This is a genomic window from Limimaricola soesokkakensis, from assembly GCF_900172345.1.
Lineage (GTDB): Bacteria > Pseudomonadota > Alphaproteobacteria > Rhodobacterales > Rhodobacteraceae > Limimaricola > Limimaricola soesokkakensis.
Map to the genome: position 1 here is coordinate 1 of NZ_FWFY01000017.1, position 16,674 is coordinate 16,674.

Below are 16,674 nucleotides of genomic sequence, written 5' to 3' on the forward strand. Positions count from 1 at the left end.
TCAGCCTTGGGCAATATCCCACCCGCCGAATTTGCCATGAAAACAGCACTGGAACAGCAGGCCGCATAGCCTCAGAAACCACCCATGGATTCTCCGTCAAACCGGAGGAAAGACGGGTCTCAGGTCACTCTTCACCTTGTCCCGGAGCGCCGCGAGCCGCAGGGTGAGGCGGCTATCGTCGATGGCTTCGGCGAACTCTTCCTCGGTGATGAAGCGGTCGCCCTGCGACGCCATCCGGAAAATGCGCTTGCTGCGGATTTCGGAAGCTTGCGCCCATTCCTTGCGGGACAACATGCCATCGCCATCGGTATCATAGGTCTCGAAGGTCACCGATTGGGCGGTGGCCACGCCGGAGGTGGAGAGGAGAGCGCTTATGGCAAGCGCCGAGGCGGTGGTCAGAAGTTTCATCGATCGGTCCCATGGCTGCGGTTTGACAGACAAGCTACTGCCCAATCGGGCGACAATAGGGCGCAATTCCTGCTACAAGTGGAGGCACGGCGAAACGCTACGTCCCAATGAGAGGGCGGGGACGGAAACGTCCCAAGCGGATGATCGCCGCTCTTGGAGCCGGCACGCATACGGGTCTCGGAGACATGAGTGATGGCAAGGCCGAAGCGCCGCGCCGCCTTGGGGTTGAGGTCGATGTTGGCATGGGGGTCGACAACGGTGCGGACATTCGCGGCCTCGTCGCCTGACAGGTAGGCGCATTCGGCGAGGGCATCGGTCAGGATCCGGGCCAAGCACAAGTTCACGGCCGGTCCTCCAATCAACAGGGAACGCAGGGTGCGATTGCTTGGGTTGCTGTTCTCGGAGGGGACGGGTTTCCCACTTGCCCCGCGTTGCAGTTTCGGCGCGTTTTTGCCCTTTCCCAATTTCCGACGAAGTGCCGGCTTCTCTCCCGCGACCGGGTACCGTAGCGTGGCAGAGCGCTGAACATGCAGAAGGCATCGTCTCGTATGCTGCTGAGGCAAATCGTCGGGTTGACCCTTTGCTGGCTTCTGCTCCTCGTGGGGCTTGGGGAGGTTGCCGGTCCGGAACATGCCCACGCGGCAGACGGACACGCGGAGCACGCCTCCGTCGCAGCTCCCGTCATCTCCGGCCCCGCATCTCAATCCACGGCCTGTCATCCCAGCGTGCGGTGCATCATAGTTCCGGCGGACGAAGGCGCACTTGCCAGTCCACCGCTGCGGCTGGCTGGCCGGATGACCTTCAGTGTCGCTGGCTCGGAGCCGCCTTCGCAGCACCCTGACATCGCTCTGCCGCCACCCCGTCGAAGGGTCTGATCTGGACAATCGGACTCAGTCGACGAGGGCAGTATGACAAGAAAGAAGATGGCGATGGCCGCGCTGGCGACTTGGGTCGCCGCAGGGGCCGCGCTCGCACATAGCGGCGCGACGGGCGTGGTGCGCGAACGCATGGAGGGGATGGTCGCGATGCGCGACGCCATGCGCGACGTGACCCCGATGATGCGCGGGGAAGCGCCCTATGACGCGGCGCGCGTGGCCGAGGCCGGTCGCGCGATCGCGGCGCATGCCGGGAGCGAGATGACCCGGCTCTTTCCCGAGGGCAGCGCGGACGGGGTCTCCTACGCGAAGGAGGCCATATGGCAGGAGCCCGAGACGTTCGATGCATTGGCCGAAGAGTTGCGGCGCCATGCCGAAGGCCTCGTGAAGGCCGCTCCGAACGGACTGACCGCGCCCGATCCTCATGCCGGCATGGCGATGGGCGGCTCCATGGCGGGGCATGAAGGCATGACGATGCCGGACCAGTCTTCGGACCGGGCCGGCCCGGGCGCCGGATACTCGGTGGCGCAGCTCCTCGGCATCGAACCGCGCAGAAGCGCGGAGCAGGAGGTGTCGGGGGCCACGGCCACGAAGGCCGCGGGCAGCTCCGCGCCCGGCTACGCGACACTCGCCGCGCCCGACGTCTTTCGCAGGATCGGCGAGACCTGCGCGGCCTGTCATGGCCGCTACCGGGCGGGGAGCTGAGCATGCGTGGGCTGCTCAGAAGCGTGCTGCTGGCGGCCGCCTTGGCCGGAGGCGGCTATGCCGGGCTGCGTGCCTGGCCAATCGGCGAGGCGGACGCGAAGATCTCCCTCGATGGGGACGCCCGGCGCGGAGCCTACCTGGCGCGGGCGGCGGGCTGCGTGGCCTGTCATACCGACACGGCGGCCGATGGTCCGGCGCTGGCGGGCGGCGCGCCGCTCGACACGCCCTTCGGCAGCTTCGTGCCGCCGAACATCACGCCCGATTTCGAGCACGGCATCGGCAACTGGACCCCGGACGATCTCGCCCGGGCGCTGCGCGAAGGGGTGTCGCCCGAGGGCGAGCCCTATTACCCGGCCTTTCCCTTCGAGTTCTATGCAGACTTCTCGGACCAGGACATCGCCGATCTCTGGGCCGCGCTGGCGACGGTGCCGGCGGTGGCCGAGACCCGGGCGGAGAGCGACATCGGCTTTCCCTTCAGCGTCCGGTCCGGGCTGAAGCTCTGGCGCGCGGCTGCGCTCAGGCCTTCGGATGTCGCGCCGGTGCTGGGCCGCTCCGAGGCATGGAACCGGGGGCGAGAGCTCGTGGAAGGCGCGTCGCATTGCGGGGCATGCCATACGGGCCGGGGCCTCATGGGGGGCCTCGACGCGGTGCCCTTCGGCGGCAATGACGACTTGCCGGGCGGCTCGGCAGCGCCGTCGATCCGGGCGGAGGCGCTGCGCGAGGGCGGCTGGACCGCCTCGGCGCTCGCCTATGCGCTGGAGACCGGCATCACCCCCTCGGGCGATGTGTTCGGGGGCTCGATGGCCGAGGTGGTGGAGCAGGGCACCGGCTTCCTCGACGAGAGCGACCGCCGCGCCATTGCGGCCTATCTGCTCGACCCAACGCCTCGGCCCGTGACGCCCGCGACCGACGAAGTGGCGCAGCTGCGCTGACCGCAACGAAACAGATGCGCCGGCGCGCCCTCGGAGCGCGCCGGGCCTATTCCATTCGAAAGACGTAGCGATGAACAAGACGATCATTCTCGGCGCCATGGGCGTCCTCCTCGCCGGCGGCCTGCTCTGGGTCGTATCGAGGCCGGACGAGAGCGGCATGGGCGGCCAATCCATGACCCCGCCCGACAGCGGTGAGATCCCGCAGGGTGCGGCGATCGTCCGGGTGGCGCTGCCGACGGAGCTTTCGGAGCAGACGCAGATGGGCAAGCGCGCCTTCGATGCGGTCTGCGCCGATTGCCACGGTCCCAACGCAGCGGGGCAGAACGGCGTGGCGCCGCCGCTGGTCCACAAGACCTACGAGCCCAGCCACCATGGCGACTATGCTTTCCTCGCCGCCGTGCGCAACGGCGTGCGGTCGCATCACTGGGACTTCGGGGACATGCCTCCGGTCGAAGGGCTGACCGATGCGGATGTGGCGAACGTCGTCGCCTACGTGCGGGCCTTGCAGCGCGAGAACGGCATCGACTGATGGCCGGAAGGTGATCCCTTGGCGGCGAAGCGCCGCCGCGGCTCCGCTCCGGACGCGAGCCACTTGTATCCGGGTCGGAACCTGCCATTTCTCATTTCAAGATGCGACGTCGACATGTGATTCCCAGGCTCCTGATGGTTCTCTTCGGAGGGCTGCTGATGCTGTCCGTCGCGCTCTCCGGGGCAAGTGCCGCGACCGCCCTCGGCGAGGGCCAGGGACATAGTGCGCATCATCTCTCGATGCCCGAGCATGGTGACCTGCCTGCGGAAGAGGCCGGATTGGCCGAGTGTGCCTTGCTATGCCTTGCCGAACGATTGCGCCCCCTGCGGCCCGAGGGCTATCGTAGCCTGACCCGACGGACCGCGGTCGAGACGGGCTTTGCTCCGATCCTTATGGCGGGCCAGGCGCCCATGCCCCCTTGGCATCCTCCACAGTACGCCTGAAGTCCCGCGTCACCGCCCCCGATTGATCGGGTGGCCCCGCATCGCGGCCCCTTCGCCGCAAGGATTTCAGACATATGACCCATCACCTTTCCCGTCGCGGCTTCCTCGCCACTAGCGCGGCCGCAGCCGCATTCGCCACCATGCCTGCTGTCGGGCGCGCACAAGCCATGGAGCCGCTGCTGCTGCGCGCGACGACGCGCACGCTCGACATCGACGGGCGCGCCGCCACCGTTATGGGGCTGCTCGGCCCGGATGACCGGCCCGGTCTCACGCTCGATCCCGGCCAGCGCTTTGCGGTGCGGCTCGAGAACCGGCTCGATGTCGAGACGCTGATCCATTGGCATGGGCAGATCCCGCCCAATGCCCAGGACGGCGTGCCGAACCTGCCGCTGCCCCCCATCGCCCCGGGCGAGAGCCGCGACTACGATTTCGCGCCGCTGCCGGGGACGCACTGGATGCACAGCCACCTGCCGCTTCAGGAGCTCGGGCTTCTGGCCGCGCCGCTGATCGTGCGCCGCGCCGAGGACCTTGCCGCCGACCGGCAGGAGGTGGTGATGTTCCTGCACGACTTCTCTTTCAAATCGCCCGAGCAGGTGATGGAGGAGATCACCTCGGGCATGGCGATGCACGGCATGGACCATGGCGGCATGGCCGGGATGGGCGCGACGAGCGGCATGGACCACGGCGCGATGAACGGCATGCCGGGTATGGATCACGGCGCGATGACCAGGATGGACCATGGAGCTATGGCCGGGATGAATCACGGCGCCATGGCCGGGATGGATCATGGCGGCATGGCGATGGCGGCCGATCTCAACGACTACGACTTCGACGCCTATCTGGCGAATGACCGCACGCTCTCGGACCCCGAGCTGGTGCAGGTCGAACCGGGCGGGCGGGTGCTCCTGCGGGTGATCAACGCAGCCGCCGCGACAAGCTTCTGGATCGAGACGGGGGCGGTCGAGGCCCGGCTGGTGGCGGTTGACGGCCATGCCGTGCAGCCGATCTCCGGGCGTCGCTTCGGCGCGGCGATGGCGCAGCGGCTCGATATCGAGATCGATCTGCCCTCGGGCGGGGCCTTCCCGATCCTCGCGTTGCGCGAGGGGGCGCCGGAGCGTACCGGGATCGTGTTGGCGAGCCCCGGGGCACAGGTCGAGAAGATACAGGGCATCGCACCCACCGCGGCGCCGGCCTTCGATCTGGATCTCGGGCAGGAGCGGTCGCTGCGCGCCACCCAACCGCTGCCCGAGCGCGCCGCCGAACGGCGGCAGATGGTGATGCTGGGTGGGCAGATGCAGCCTTATGTCTGGACCATCGACGGCAAGACGTGGGCCGAGCGCCAGCCGGTCCCGGCCGTCTCGGGCGAAAGGGTCGAGCTGACCTTCCACAACATGTCGTCCATGGGGCACCCGATGCATTTGCACGGGCACGTGTTCCAGGTCGTGGAGGCGGGTGGTCAGCGCTTCTCGGGCGCGGTGCGTGACACGGTCTACGTGCCGCCGATGGCTGCGGTTACCGTGGCGCTCGATGCCGGAGAGGCGGCGCGCTGGATGCTGCACTGCCACCAGATGCCGCATCTCGCGAGCGGGATGATGACCGAGTTCGCCGTCGCAGCGACCTGAAGCGGGCCCGCTGCGGCCGCTCCCTCCGGGTGGCCGCAGTCTCAGCGGACCGATGCGAGCGGCCGGCCGGCTTGGCCGTGCCATTCGGCATGCGCCGGCACGAGCCGGTCAACGGCCCGCAAGACGGCGCCATGCAGAACGATCCCCGATCCCGGCATGTTCGCGGGGACCGAACCAAAACCTCAACCTCAGAGAAAGTTTCGACCAGATGTCGATCAATGCTCAACCAGGCGACGTGACCTTCACCACGCCCTGGAACGTCTTCAAACCCTACTTCTCCTACCTGCTGATGTTCCTCGGCATGGGCCTGATCTCGGGCTCCATCGTGCACGCGGCGCAGGCAGATATGCGCCAGTATGCGCTTGTCCTGATGGCCATCGGGGCCGTGCTGTTCGCCTTCGGCTCCTACCTCAACGAGGTGCTCTTCAAGACCGGCATCCTCGGTGACAGCGTGTTGAAATACGTTTCGGTGTCGCTGCTCCTCGCGCTCGGCATCGGCATGGTCTCCGGGGCCGCGCAGCATTTCTACGATACCCCGGTCTTCGCCAGCTACATCGCGCCGATCGGCATCTTCGTATCCTCGCTCGCCTTCGCGATCCGTCAAGGATACGTCCTGCACCGCCGGAACTGGGTCTTCATGATCATGCTGGGTGTCGTCTTTGCGACCGTCTTTCACCTCGCCCTGCGCAGCTATGCCAGCAGCCTGCCCGTTAGTGTCGGTCATCACGGCATCGCGGCGGCGACGATGCATGGCGATGCGCATGACGACGGTCACGACCACGATCACTCGGCGCCCGACCATGGCACAGCGGCAACCACCCTCGGCTCTGCCCATTGATCGGTCGGTCGCTAGGTACAATCCTCAACCAAGTGAAGACTTTCCAAGCCAAAGGCTAGAAACTGAACGGCCGCCCCAAGGCGGCCGTCTCTCTTTCCCTCGCACCGTCAGCCGCCGGTCAGGCGTCGCTCAGCAGCTTCTTGCGGGAGGCGTATTCCTCGGAATCGATCTCGCCCTTGGCGAAACGCATGTCGAGTTCGGCGAGCGCGCCGGATTTCCGGCCCGGTCCGGCGCCCTCGTCGAGGCGCCGGACCAGCCAGATCACCCCGGCGACCACGAGGCCGAGTACGATCAGCCAGAGCACCGGGCCAAAGACCATGCCGAAGCCGCTGCCGCCCCAGCCCATCATGTGCCCGTAACCATAGCCCTCCGGATCGGCGGATGCCGGGCCCGCGATGAGGGCCAGGCCGAATGCAATGCGGTTCATCTTGGTCTCCATGGCTCGTTTCCACCACGAACCATGAGGGGACAGGGCCCGTATCGCATTGATCTGCATCAATCGGGGCAGGGAGCCCAACCATTGCCGCAGCCCCATCTCGCCCAATCGGACGTGCTGGTCGGGCCGCGCGGGCACCTCACCGCGCCGGGGTCGTGTCAGCTCGCGCCCAGCTCGACCTCGCCCTTCATGCCGGCTTCGAGATGGCCCGGAACGTTGCAAGCGTAGCCGACCTGACCGTCCTCGGGGAAGGTCCAGACGATCTCGCCGCTCTCGCCCGGCTCCAGCAGCACGCTGTTGGGGTCGTCATGCGCCATGCCCATCTCCTGCATCTTTTCGTGATCGACGCGGCGCATGTTCATCATGCCCTCGCGCATCATCGCCTGCATCTCGTCCTCATGCGCGGCCCAGCTGTCGGGGGTGCCGAGGTTGAACTCGTGGATCAGCAGGCCTTCGTTGCTCACGACGAAGCGGATCGTCTCGCCAGCGGTAACCTCGACCGAAGCGGGGGTGTAGCTCATCTCGTCCATAGCGATCTCGACCGTCCGGTCGACCTTCGCGGGATCACCCGGTTCGCCGATGCCTTGGGCGGAGCCGTGGCCCGGCCCGGCAAGGGCGCCACCGGCAAGAGGAACGAAGGCGAGGGCGGTGATCAGGCTCTTCATGGGCGGTCCTTTCGCTCGGATCTCGGGAAAGCGCCGGACCCTGTCGGGTCCGGCGCGATAGCGCAAATGGGGGAAGCGGAGTTCTGCCGGGATCAGGCCGAGCAGTCGAGGAAGCCGCGATAGCCCACCCGCAGGCCCTCTTCGAGATGGAAGGTCATCTCGGCTTCGGCGCGGCGCAGGCTGCCATCAGTGTCGGTCCAGTCGGCGCCCGGGTCGGGCATGACGGAGACATCGACGCCTTCGGCCGCGAACCGCGCGCCGTCTTCCAACGTCTCGACGGCGATCGGGCCACCGGCGGCCAGCGGGACCAGCACGCCCGACAGCTTGATCGCACCGTTCTCGCCCGCCATGGCGAGCACCGGTTCGCCCTCATTGGTGCGGCGGAACTCACAGGTCGCGTCGCGTTCGAGCGCGGTCTCGATCTCCTCGGGGGTCAATCCCGCCGGGTCGAGGCCGGCCAGTTGCACGGAACTCAGCGCCTCCTCGACGGTGCCTTCCTCCGCGGGCGCTTCGGACTCACCGAGCGCCGGGTCCGTAGCGATGCCGTTCTCTTCGATATCGGCGATCAAGTGGCGCATCTCGCCGATCTCCTTGCGCTGCGCGGCGATGATTTCGTCGGCGAGCTTGCGCACGCGTGGATCCTCGATCTGCGCACGCTCGGAGGTCATGATTGCGATCGAATGGTGCGGGATCATTGCCGCCATGTAGCTGGTGTCGTCCACCGTTTCCTGGCTGCGGATCAGCCAGAGCGTGACGCCGAAGACCACAACGGCCCCGGCGTAGATCGCGACGTTGATCGCCTTGTTCGAATACATCGACAGCATGAAGCTGAGCATGATCACCGCCATCGCCGCACCCATCAGGAGCGCCATGTAGGTCCGGGTCTCGCTGAAGAAGACGTGCTCGAAGGCGTAGGTGTTGATGTACATCAGCCCGAACATCACCACCGTCGAGGTCGCGATCATCGCGGCGAAGCGCCAGTAGGACATGGAAACTCTCCTTTCACTGCCGGACCGGGGAGGGTCCGTTTACATACGAAGGGGCGCCGCCGGACCGATGGCCCGGCGGCGCCCCGTTTGGTTCAGTTCGCCTCGAAGCCGACCCGCGCCGCGCGCAGGCGCAGTGCGTTGCCGATCACCGAGACCGAGGACAGGCTCATCGCCGCGGCGGCGATGATCGGCGACAGCAGCAGCCCGGTGAACGGGTAGAGCAGGCCTGCCGCCACCGGCACGCCAAGGCCGTTGTAGAGGAAGGCGAAGAGCAGGTTCTGCTTGATGTTGCGGACCGTGGCGCGGCTCAGCCGCCGGGCGGTCACCAGCGCCGTCAGGTCGCCGCGCACCAGCGTGATGCCGGCGCTCTCGACCGCGACGTCGGCGCCGGTGCCCATGGCGATGCCGACATCGGCGGCCGCCAATGCGGGCGCATCGTTTACCCCGTCGCCGGCCATCGCCACGACGCGCCCCTCCGATTGCAGCCGCCGGATCGCCGCCTGCTTGTCGGCGGGCAGCACCTCGGCGATCACCTCGTCGATGCCCAGATCCGAGGCCACGGCGCGGGCGGTGACCGCGTTGTCGCCGGTGAGCATGACGATCCTGAGGCCCTCCTCGTGCAGAGCCGCGATGGCCTTGGGTGTCGTTTCCTTGATCCTGTCGGCCACCGCGACCAGCCCGGTCGCGCGACCGTCAACGGCCACGAGGATCGCCGTTTGCCCCTTGCGCCGCGCAGCATCGGCCCGCTCGGACAGGGCGGCCGTGTCGGCGCCCGCATCCTGCATCATCGCGGCATTGCCGATCGCGACGCCGCGGCCCGCAACCCGGCCCGAGATGCCCTTGCCGGTAATGCTGTCGAAGCTTTCGACCTCGGGCAGGGGGATACCGCGCTCATTCGCGCCCTCGACGATGGCGCGGGCCAGCGGGTGTTCGGACTGGGCCTCGAGCGCGGCGACGAGGCCCAGAAGCTCATTCTCCGCCATGCCCTCGGTCCCCACCTCGACCAGCGCCGGGCGGCCCTCGGTCAGCGTGCCGGTCTTGTCCACGACCAGCGTGTCGACGGCGGCGAAGCGCTCCAGCGCGGCGGCGTTCTTGATCAGCACGCCGTGGCCCGCGCCCTTGCCGACGCCGACCATGATCGACATCGGCGTGGCGAGGCCCAAGGCACAGGGACAGGCGATGATCAGCACGGACACGGCGGAGACCAGCGCGAAGGCCATGGCCGGGTCGGGGCCGAAGAGGCTCCAGACTACGAAGGCGAGGAGGGCGACGCCGACCACCGCCGGAACGAAGTAGCCGGACACCTTGTCAGCGAGCTTCTGGATCGGCGCCTGGCTGCGCTGCGCCTCGGCCACCATGGCGACGATGCGGTTGAGCATGGTCTCGGCGCCGACCTTCTCGGCGCGCATCACGAAACTGCCGGTCTGGTTTAGTGCCCCACCGGTGACCGGGTCGCCCTCGGCCTTCTCGACCGGGATCGGCTCACCGGTGATCATGCTCTCGTCGATCGAGGAGCGGCCCTCGACCACCACGCCGTCCACCGGCACGCTCTCGCCCGGTCGTACCCTGAGGCGGTCGCCCGAGCGGACCATGTCAAGCGGCACGTCACGCTCGCCCTGCGCGTCGACCAGCCGCGCCGTCTTGGGCGCGAGGTCGAGAAGCGCGCGGATCGCGCCCCCGGTGCGCTCGCGCGCGCGCAACTCCAGAAGCTGGCCCAGCAGAACCAGCGTGACGATCACCGCCGCCGCTTCGAAATAGACGCCGACCTCGCCCTCGTGGCCACGAAACTGCGGTGGAAACAGCTGTGGCGCGGCGGTGGCGACGACGGAGTAGACATAGGCGACGCCGACGCCGAGCGCGATCAGCGTGAACATGTTGAGGCTGCGGCGGACGATCGAGGCCCAGCCGCGTTCGAAGAACGGCAGCGCCGCCCACAGCACCACCGGCGTGGCGAGGATCAGCTCGATCCAGTCGAGCATGGGCGCGGAGATGATGGCGAAGGCATGCGGTGCGAAGTGCCGCCCCATCGCGATCACCGCCAGCGGTACGGTCAGCACCGCGCCCAGTACGAAGCGGCGGCGGAAGTCGAGATATTCCTCGCTCGGGCCTTCGGTCATCGGAATGCCCTTGGGCTCGAGCGCCATGCCGCAGATCGGGCAGGAGCCGGGACCGATCTGCTCGATCTCGGGATGCATCGGGCAGGTGTAGATCACGTCTTCGCGCTCGGGCGGCGCGGCCTTCAGCGCGGGATCGAGGAAGATCTCGGGCCTTGTGCCGAACTTCTCGCGGCACTTGGCCGAGCAGAAATAGAAGGTTTCGCCCTCGTGCTCGGAAAAATGCTTTGCGGTCTCGACATCGACCGACATGCCACAGACCGGATCGGTCACGGTACGGTCGCCGGGCAGATGGTGGTGATGCGCATGCGCATGGCAATCGTAGTCCATGGCGCGTCCTCCTTTGCTCCGAATGCGCCGACTCGGCGCCTCGATGCCCTATTATACCCCAGTGGGGTATGTGACGTCGAGATACCCACATAGGGTATGTTCGGAACCGGTCGGATGGCGTATGGTTCCATGTGCCGGAGGCGCAAGGCCTGGCTGGAGGCGACGAACATGCAGGAAAAGCAGAACAAGGCAGCGATCCAGAAGCGGCTGGCGCGGCTCGAGGGGCAGGTCCGGGGGATCTCGCGCATGGTCGAGGAGGATCGCTACTGCGTTGATGTGCTGGCCCAGACTGCGGCGGTGCGTTCGGCACTGAAGGCGGTCGAGCGGCTCTTGATCGAGGATCACACCAATCACTGCCTCGAAGCCGCGATCCTATCGGGCAATCCGGACGAGCAGCGCACCAAGTTCCGCGAAATGGTCGCCCTGCTCGAGAAGGCACGTGACTGAACCGCGCTACGCTCCGACGCCCCATGCCGTCGAGGTCGCATGATCCTGGCCATTCCGATATCCGCCGTCGTCGTGGCGCTATGCAGCGCCATTCACTATGTCACGCTCAAGCAGGTCTCGGATGTGATCGCATCAGGTCCGGCCGATGCCCCGGGGCCGTCATCTTTATTACGATCGGCGCGATCACCGTGGCGCATGTGATCGAGGCGCTGATCTATACCTTCGCCTTTATCTGGGGGGTGCAGGGTTTGCAGGTCGGCGACCTGAAGCCTTCTTGACCCGATGCGCCCGACCCGACGCTCATGGACTATTTATTTCTCGCTGGTCAATTTCACCACGCTGGGCCGCGGCGATCTGAACCCGGACGGCCATCTGCGCTTCATCAGCGGGATCGAGGCGTTCCACGGCTTCCTGACGATTACCGCCTCAGGCTCTTTCATGCTCCAGGTGATTGGGGGCAAGGCACTCTTGTCCGGCGAGGGCTGACCCGTTCGCATCGGTAATCGGAAAGATATTCTTGCGACACCGAACTGGCCGAACCGAATCGGCCCAAATATTCTTGGTCTGTCACAGGCGACCAATCATGAGGCGAGTGGTATGCAGCGAAGACAGTTTCTGACGCGAATGGCGGGGTTCGGTCTGACCGGGGCTACACTGCCGGGTCTGGCGCAGGCGCATGCGGGGGGCACGCTGCCCGAGAAGTTCCTGCCACGCGAAGTCGAGATCGCACCGGGCATTGCCGCGGGCGAGATCCACGTGATGCCGGACGAGTTCGCGCTCTACTGGACCCTGCCCGAAGGCCGCGCCATCCGCTACAGCGTCGGCGTCGGACGCGCGGATCTCTATCATGCCGGCAGCTACGTCGTTCAGGTAAAGAAGGAATGGCCAAGCTGGAAGCCGACCCCGGCCATGGTGCGGAGGGAACCCGAGAAATACGAGAAATATGCCGAGGACGGCATGCCTGGCGGTCTCGACAACCCGCTCGGGGCACGGGCGCTCTATCTCTTCGTCGATGGTCGGGACACCTATCTGCGCATCCACGGCACCAACCAGCCCTCGACGATCGGTCAGGCGGTTTCGAATGGCTGCGCTCGGCTGGTGAACGACCACATCATCGACCTCTACGAAAAGGTCCCCTTGGGCACGAAGGTCTTCCTCTACCCGAAAGCGGGCAACCCGTACCGGCCGGACCAGCACGGGATGGACCACCACGCCTGAGCGAGCTGGCAAGGGGACGATGCCTTCAGGCGAGCCGCCCGGGATGCCATGCACAACCCCTGGCGGCCTCGTCAATCGCCGCGACGCACTCCTCATGCCTGTGCTCGTATTCGAGCCATTCCCGAACTCGGTCTATCGAGGATCGCCTCGATCTTGGCCTCGCGGAACGACCCGCGAAGCCCGGTATGTCGCGCTCATCGCCGTTGTAGACCACCGGCACCGCGCCAAACTGGCTGATCGCGCACGGCACCCGGATGGAGTATCAAGTCGAGTCTCCCGCGTCATGGGGCAGGCTGCGTGCCCAGCGGGAATCAGAAGAATTCCGGTTTGAACCGGGTTCTGGCACGGACCGGAATGCGGCGACGCCAAAAGCAACCGATGGCTCGGAGTTCGAAGGGTAGGGCACGTACCGCGATCGAGCCTCCACGGATTGCAAGTGCCACGCGGCAGGATCAGTATCTGTGCAACGCTTTGTGCAAAGCCAAATGAAGACCCCCGGGTCTCTGCCGAGACCCGGGGGTTCTCTGTCTGAACCTTAGCGTCTTTCCGGAAATTTGGCTGCGGCGGTAGGGCCCGGAGCCAAAATGCACAGCGCTGAAATCAAACCGAAAACCGGGACCAGCAGCACGTGCGACACCAGTTTGTGCAAAGGACTGTGCCACGAGCTGTGCAGCATGCCAAGCGGTCGCGAAGAGGGTGCTTCGTCAGTCTCGAGATCTGAACGAGCGTTTCTCCTGATTGATTTCGGAGCTGACGGTGGCCGCCACCAGCTTGCCCGCTTACGTCGGTCGGGATCGGCATAACCAGATGACACCACGCGCCCGCTTTGCGCGGTCAAACACGGGGCACGCTGCGCGACAGAGGGCGATGTCGGTGGGCTACCGCCTGGGCGTGACGAGGAGGAAGGGGCTGTCTGTTTCCTGGGTGGCGGCCTGAACGAACGCGCGCCCTCCAACTCCGCCATCAATGAGCGCCTGTGCCAGTGAATGCTGATGGCTGAGACTGGTGACGGCACCGGCAAACCCGTCGGCAATCCGGCCAAGACGTGTCGCCGCGTTGCGTCGTGCGGAAACGGCGTCGGCCAGATCCTTTTCGCCAGCTGCGACCAAGCGCGCCAGCGCATCCGGGTTCAGCTGGTTCAGGCACCTGATGTTGTCGTCCCGGTAGCGCGCCGCGTAATCGCCCGCGTGTGCCAGATCCTCTGAAATGAAAAGCGTTCGCAGTTCGGCCTCCTCGCAGAGCCATTTCGCCGAGCTCAGGGTCCAGATCAGGTCCAGTTGTTCCATTGGAAGGACAGTGACCTTACCCAAAGCCATGGCCTCCCGCAGCAGGTCTGAGAGGGTGCTCACATGGGTGGAAAGCTGTCTCTGCAGGTTGCTTGCGAGGGAAAGGCAATCCGTTCGGGTGACAACGCTGTCGAGATCCTTGAGCGCCGAGCGGATCTCGCTGAAGAGGCGTCGAAGCTCGGCCTCCTGTATCAGCCTGCCGATCTCTCGGACCTCGCCTCTCAGAGTTCCGAGATGGTTCTCGATGGCGTCCAGACGCATCTTCATGATCGCGAAGCCGGCAACGGACACGCCGATCCCGATTCCGGTCAGGGCCATGTTGGCGAACTGCAAATTCTGCAGCAGTGCCATGCCTTGCCCCAACTCCTTCAGGGAGGCTTTGATCTGTTCGTTTTGGACGAGGCCAATGACCCCAAGAGGCGAGAAACCGGTCTGTGCAGCGGCACCACCGGCTTGCGTCAATGCTTGAGCAAAGCTCTGCGTCTGCTGGACATGACCCAAGACCTGACCAGAGGAAACGTCCTTGATGATCGCGCCAATCAGTTGAGCCTGACCGGACGAGACAAGCGCATCGAGCCCAGGGGGGATGGCGTAAAGAAGAGGCATCAGGCGATTTCCAACTTGGCTTCGAGGCTCCGCAGCGTGGCCGCTTGTAGATCCGTGACGAGACTGCGCTCGCCCGAAGCGAGCCCGTGACCCAATGCTGCGATGCGGGCGCGGCACTGTAGGCGGGCCTCCAAGTGGGCACGATTTTGGTCACTGAGCCAGTCGACAAGGCGGCTGCCGGTAAACGAGGCCACGGCGATCCCGGCGCCTCCGACTGCCAGGACCGGCCAGGAGATCGTGGTGGTGGTGAAGAAAAAGAAAGAGGTCGTCGTCACCGTCGCTATCGACATGACCGAGGGAATGGCAGCAAGGGATGCGGCGAGCACACCCACTCCGGCGAGCGCGGGCAGCGCAACGCGCAGAACATCCTGACTGGTGCCCTTCTCTGAAAGCGACGCAGCGAGCACCCCGATTTCCTCGTCCATCTCCGCTTCGACGCGGGTGGCGACCTGCCGTGCCCAAGGTTCAAAGAGCGTTTTCCAAAGGTTGTCGGGTGAAATTTGGGCCGTGCCCACAGCGATCGACGACATCGAGGCGACGGTGCTTTCGATCTTCGTCATGAGGGCGGGGAGAGCGTCCTCCACGCATTCGGTGATGCGCTCGAAGCGGGCTTGCCGCCATCGAATTAGTTCGAGCTCCACAATGGGGTCGGGAGACAATGAAGGTGCAGGGAGGGTCATCGCGGGTTCAGTCGGCCTATCTATGAAAAGACCATTTCACGTGGTCCTAAATCATCTTCATTCTGATTGTCGTGTCGTCTGCTGATCAAGCACGATCAGGAAATTTCATTGCGCGCACAGATGCTCGCGTCGATCTTGCCACTCAGTCGTGACTGGATCTGACCTGCCCGTCACCGAGCCTCATGCGAGAGGCGAGGGAGCGCACGGGCTCCGAAAATACTTTGTCCATCTTGCGATAGCGTTCGACCAGCCAAGATATCATTTCTGGCCAGTTTTCTTTGCTATAACCCTGCGCCGGCGCCTTGCAGACCACCATGCTGACTTTCTTTTCATCGATCCGGCGCCATTCCAATTCTCCGCCCACAAGTTGCTCGTATCGCTCCCGCTCTTGGATGAGCTGATCGAAGAGCCATTTATTCTCTGATGCACTGGGGCGGTTGAGCTGAAATTCAACTCTTACCTCGTCACGCACGAAAATCAGAACAAGGCTACATCCGGCGACGCCAATGCTGGAGGTGAGCCAATGATCACGTGACGCAGTAATATTTTGCCACCGGTCAAGGCCGGCTGCGTTCATCGCTTCCAACACTTCCGTCCAGAATGCGAGGCGTGTCTGATGCGATCGGCGTAATTCGCCTTTAGCCGACTTTTCTTCACTATCCTTTTCGGCCATGCGGATCATGTAGTCGGCCGCTTCCGGCGTCGGGATGACCTGCTGGAGGTCGATGAAGAGCTCCTCTCCGAACCTATACGGCACAACCTTTACACAGCGCGCATCGATTTGATGCTCGCGCAACCAAAGCACCGTGGCTGTGACCTCGCGCCGAAAATTCGCGGCGATGAAGACGACACGCTGGCTGGTTCCGTCATTCAGGACCACCTCGTCGAGGGTGTCCTCGCCCAGAAATTCGCAGATCGTGCTGGTCGCATCTCCACCGCCATGGCGATCGAGATACTGCTGGAAGATCCCTACGATCTCGATTTTTTTCAGGCTTGAGCAGTAGGCAGCGTATTTCAGCGCCTGCCAGACTACATCTCGGCCGGAATCGTCCAGCTTGTTTTCAATGACGACAAGCTGCCCGCTCCGGTCAAGCGCCAGCAGGTCGAGCCGCTCCCGGGTGCCGTCGAAGCCGTCAAATTCCTTCTGGATGATCAGCAGGCCATCTTCGCCCTCACTCATTGCCTCGCAAAGAGCGTCGGGCATCGTGGCGAGCCACTCCTGAAGGTGCTCGCGCTCCCGGAACCCGACTTCGGAGAAGCTGGTGCGCTCAAGCTTACGCAGGCGGTTGGCGGAGCGGTCAATCTGGAACATTCATTCACCTTGGGAACCGTTGAGGGCAACAGTAGCCGTAGCTCCCAGACCGTCTCCCATGCAAAGAAACATGAAGCCTCGATTTTCTATCATCGTTGTCGCATGGCATCGCTGCCAGATTCATTGAGACTTCGATATCTTGAAGCGTGACGCCCCATGATGGGTTGGGTAGGGGGGATTGGGATTTCCTTTTCAGTTCAGTATCTCGAGACCCGGGTTCTGGGGCGCCTGGAAGCCTC

17 protein-coding genes are annotated in these 16,674 nt (G+C 65.0%); 9 read left to right on the forward strand and 8 right to left on the reverse strand.

Translation table 11 applies throughout. The features are described 5' to 3' along the window. Positions 1-96: 96 nt before the first annotated feature. Positions 97-408 carry an EF-hand domain-containing protein gene (locus LOS8367_RS17275; RefSeq protein WP_085897794.1) on the reverse strand — a complete coding sequence of 104 codons (312 nt, stop codon included), beginning with the start codon at positions 406-408 and terminating at the stop codon, positions 97-99. Positions 409-548: 140 nt separating this feature from the next. Here LOS8367_RS17275 and LOS8367_RS19130 point away from each other — a divergent pair, with 140 nt between their 5' ends. The 6 genes from LOS8367_RS19130 to LOS8367_RS17305 all read left to right on the forward strand — a co-directional run bounded on the left by LOS8367_RS19130 (position 549) and on the right by LOS8367_RS17305 (position 6,352). Further along, complete coding sequence (locus LOS8367_RS19130; protein ID WP_165761514.1) at positions 549-695, forward strand: hypothetical protein; 147 nt, start codon at positions 549-551, stop codon at positions 693-695. Between the two features lie 621 nt (positions 696-1,316). Then, positions 1,317-1,988: a c-type cytochrome gene (locus LOS8367_RS17280; RefSeq protein WP_085897795.1), complete on the forward strand. Its 672-nt coding sequence runs from the start codon at positions 1,317-1,319 to the stop codon at positions 1,986-1,988. A 2-nt stretch (positions 1,989-1,990) separates the two neighbouring features. Beyond that, positions 1,991-2,920 carry a c-type cytochrome gene (locus LOS8367_RS17285; RefSeq protein ID WP_085897796.1) on the forward strand — a complete coding sequence of 310 codons (930 nt, stop codon included), beginning with the start codon at positions 1,991-1,993 and terminating at the stop codon, positions 2,918-2,920. Between the two features lie 70 nt (positions 2,921-2,990). Next, complete coding sequence (locus tag LOS8367_RS17290; protein ID WP_085897797.1) at positions 2,991-3,449, forward strand: c-type cytochrome; 459 nt, start codon at positions 2,991-2,993, stop codon at positions 3,447-3,449. Positions 3,450-3,966: 517 nt separating this feature from the next. Continuing rightward, a complete protein-coding gene (locus tag LOS8367_RS17300; protein ID WP_085897799.1) occupies positions 3,967-5,514 on the forward strand; it encodes a multicopper oxidase family protein in 1,548 nt (515 codons plus the stop codon). Positions 5,515-5,722: 208 nt separating this feature from the next. Further along, positions 5,723-6,352, forward strand: coding sequence for a hypothetical protein (locus LOS8367_RS17305; RefSeq protein WP_085897800.1), 630 nt, complete (start codon positions 5,723-5,725; stop codon positions 6,350-6,352). A gap of 118 nt (positions 6,353-6,470) precedes the next feature. Here the strand turns inward: LOS8367_RS17305 and LOS8367_RS17310 are convergent, their stop codons facing one another. The 4 genes from LOS8367_RS17310 to LOS8367_RS17325 all read right to left on the reverse strand — a co-directional run bounded on the left by LOS8367_RS17310 (position 6,471) and on the right by LOS8367_RS17325 (position 10,886). Further along, positions 6,471-6,779, reverse strand: coding sequence for an SHOCT domain-containing protein (locus LOS8367_RS17310; RefSeq protein ID WP_085897829.1), 309 nt, complete (start codon positions 6,777-6,779; stop codon positions 6,471-6,473). Positions 6,780-6,946: 167 nt separating this feature from the next. Then, positions 6,947-7,453, reverse strand: a complete 507-nt coding sequence (locus tag LOS8367_RS17315; RefSeq protein ID WP_085897801.1) for a cupredoxin domain-containing protein — start codon at positions 7,451-7,453, stop codon at positions 6,947-6,949. A 92-nt stretch (positions 7,454-7,545) separates the two neighbouring features. Then, positions 7,546-8,442 carry a DUF6692 family protein gene (locus LOS8367_RS17320; protein ID WP_085897802.1) on the reverse strand — a complete coding sequence of 299 codons (897 nt, stop codon included), beginning with the start codon at positions 8,440-8,442 and terminating at the stop codon, positions 7,546-7,548. A gap of 92 nt (positions 8,443-8,534) precedes the next feature. Beyond that, positions 8,535-10,886: a heavy metal translocating P-type ATPase gene (locus LOS8367_RS17325; RefSeq protein WP_085897803.1), complete on the reverse strand. Its 2,352-nt coding sequence runs from the start codon at positions 10,884-10,886 to the stop codon at positions 8,535-8,537. Between the two features lie 168 nt (positions 10,887-11,054). Between LOS8367_RS17325 and LOS8367_RS17330 the strand changes: the two genes are divergently transcribed. The 3 genes from LOS8367_RS17330 to LOS8367_RS17340 all read left to right on the forward strand — a co-directional run bounded on the left by LOS8367_RS17330 (position 11,055) and on the right by LOS8367_RS17340 (position 12,551). After that, positions 11,055-11,333 (forward strand): metal-sensitive transcriptional regulator, encoded by a 279-nt coding sequence (locus LOS8367_RS17330; protein ID WP_085897830.1) that lies wholly within the window; start codon positions 11,055-11,057, stop codon positions 11,331-11,333. A gap of 282 nt (positions 11,334-11,615) precedes the next feature. Beyond that, positions 11,616-11,819, forward strand: a complete 204-nt coding sequence (locus tag LOS8367_RS19340) for an ion channel (RefSeq protein WP_085897804.1) — start codon at positions 11,616-11,618, stop codon at positions 11,817-11,819. A gap of 111 nt (positions 11,820-11,930) precedes the next feature. Next, complete coding sequence (locus LOS8367_RS17340) at positions 11,931-12,551, forward strand: L,D-transpeptidase (protein ID WP_242665638.1); 621 nt, start codon at positions 11,931-11,933, stop codon at positions 12,549-12,551. 878 nt (positions 12,552-13,429) lie between these two features. Here LOS8367_RS17340 and LOS8367_RS17345 read toward each other — a convergent pair. The 3 genes from LOS8367_RS17345 to LOS8367_RS17355 all read right to left on the reverse strand — a co-directional run bounded on the left by LOS8367_RS17345 (position 13,430) and on the right by LOS8367_RS17355 (position 16,435). After that, positions 13,430-14,443, reverse strand: coding sequence for a hypothetical protein (locus LOS8367_RS17345; protein WP_085897806.1), 1,014 nt, complete (start codon positions 14,441-14,443; stop codon positions 13,430-13,432). Next, entirely contained in the window at positions 14,443-15,123 is a 681-nt protein-coding gene (locus LOS8367_RS17350) for a hypothetical protein (RefSeq protein WP_085897807.1), read from the reverse strand. The genes LOS8367_RS17345 and LOS8367_RS17350 overlap by 1 nt, the downstream gene beginning before the upstream one ends. A 142-nt stretch (positions 15,124-15,265) precedes the next feature. Beyond that, a complete protein-coding gene (locus tag LOS8367_RS17355; protein ID WP_085897808.1) occupies positions 15,266-16,435 on the reverse strand; it encodes a DUF4268 domain-containing protein in 1,170 nt (389 codons plus the stop codon). Between the last annotated feature and the right edge of the window lie 239 nt (positions 16,436-16,674).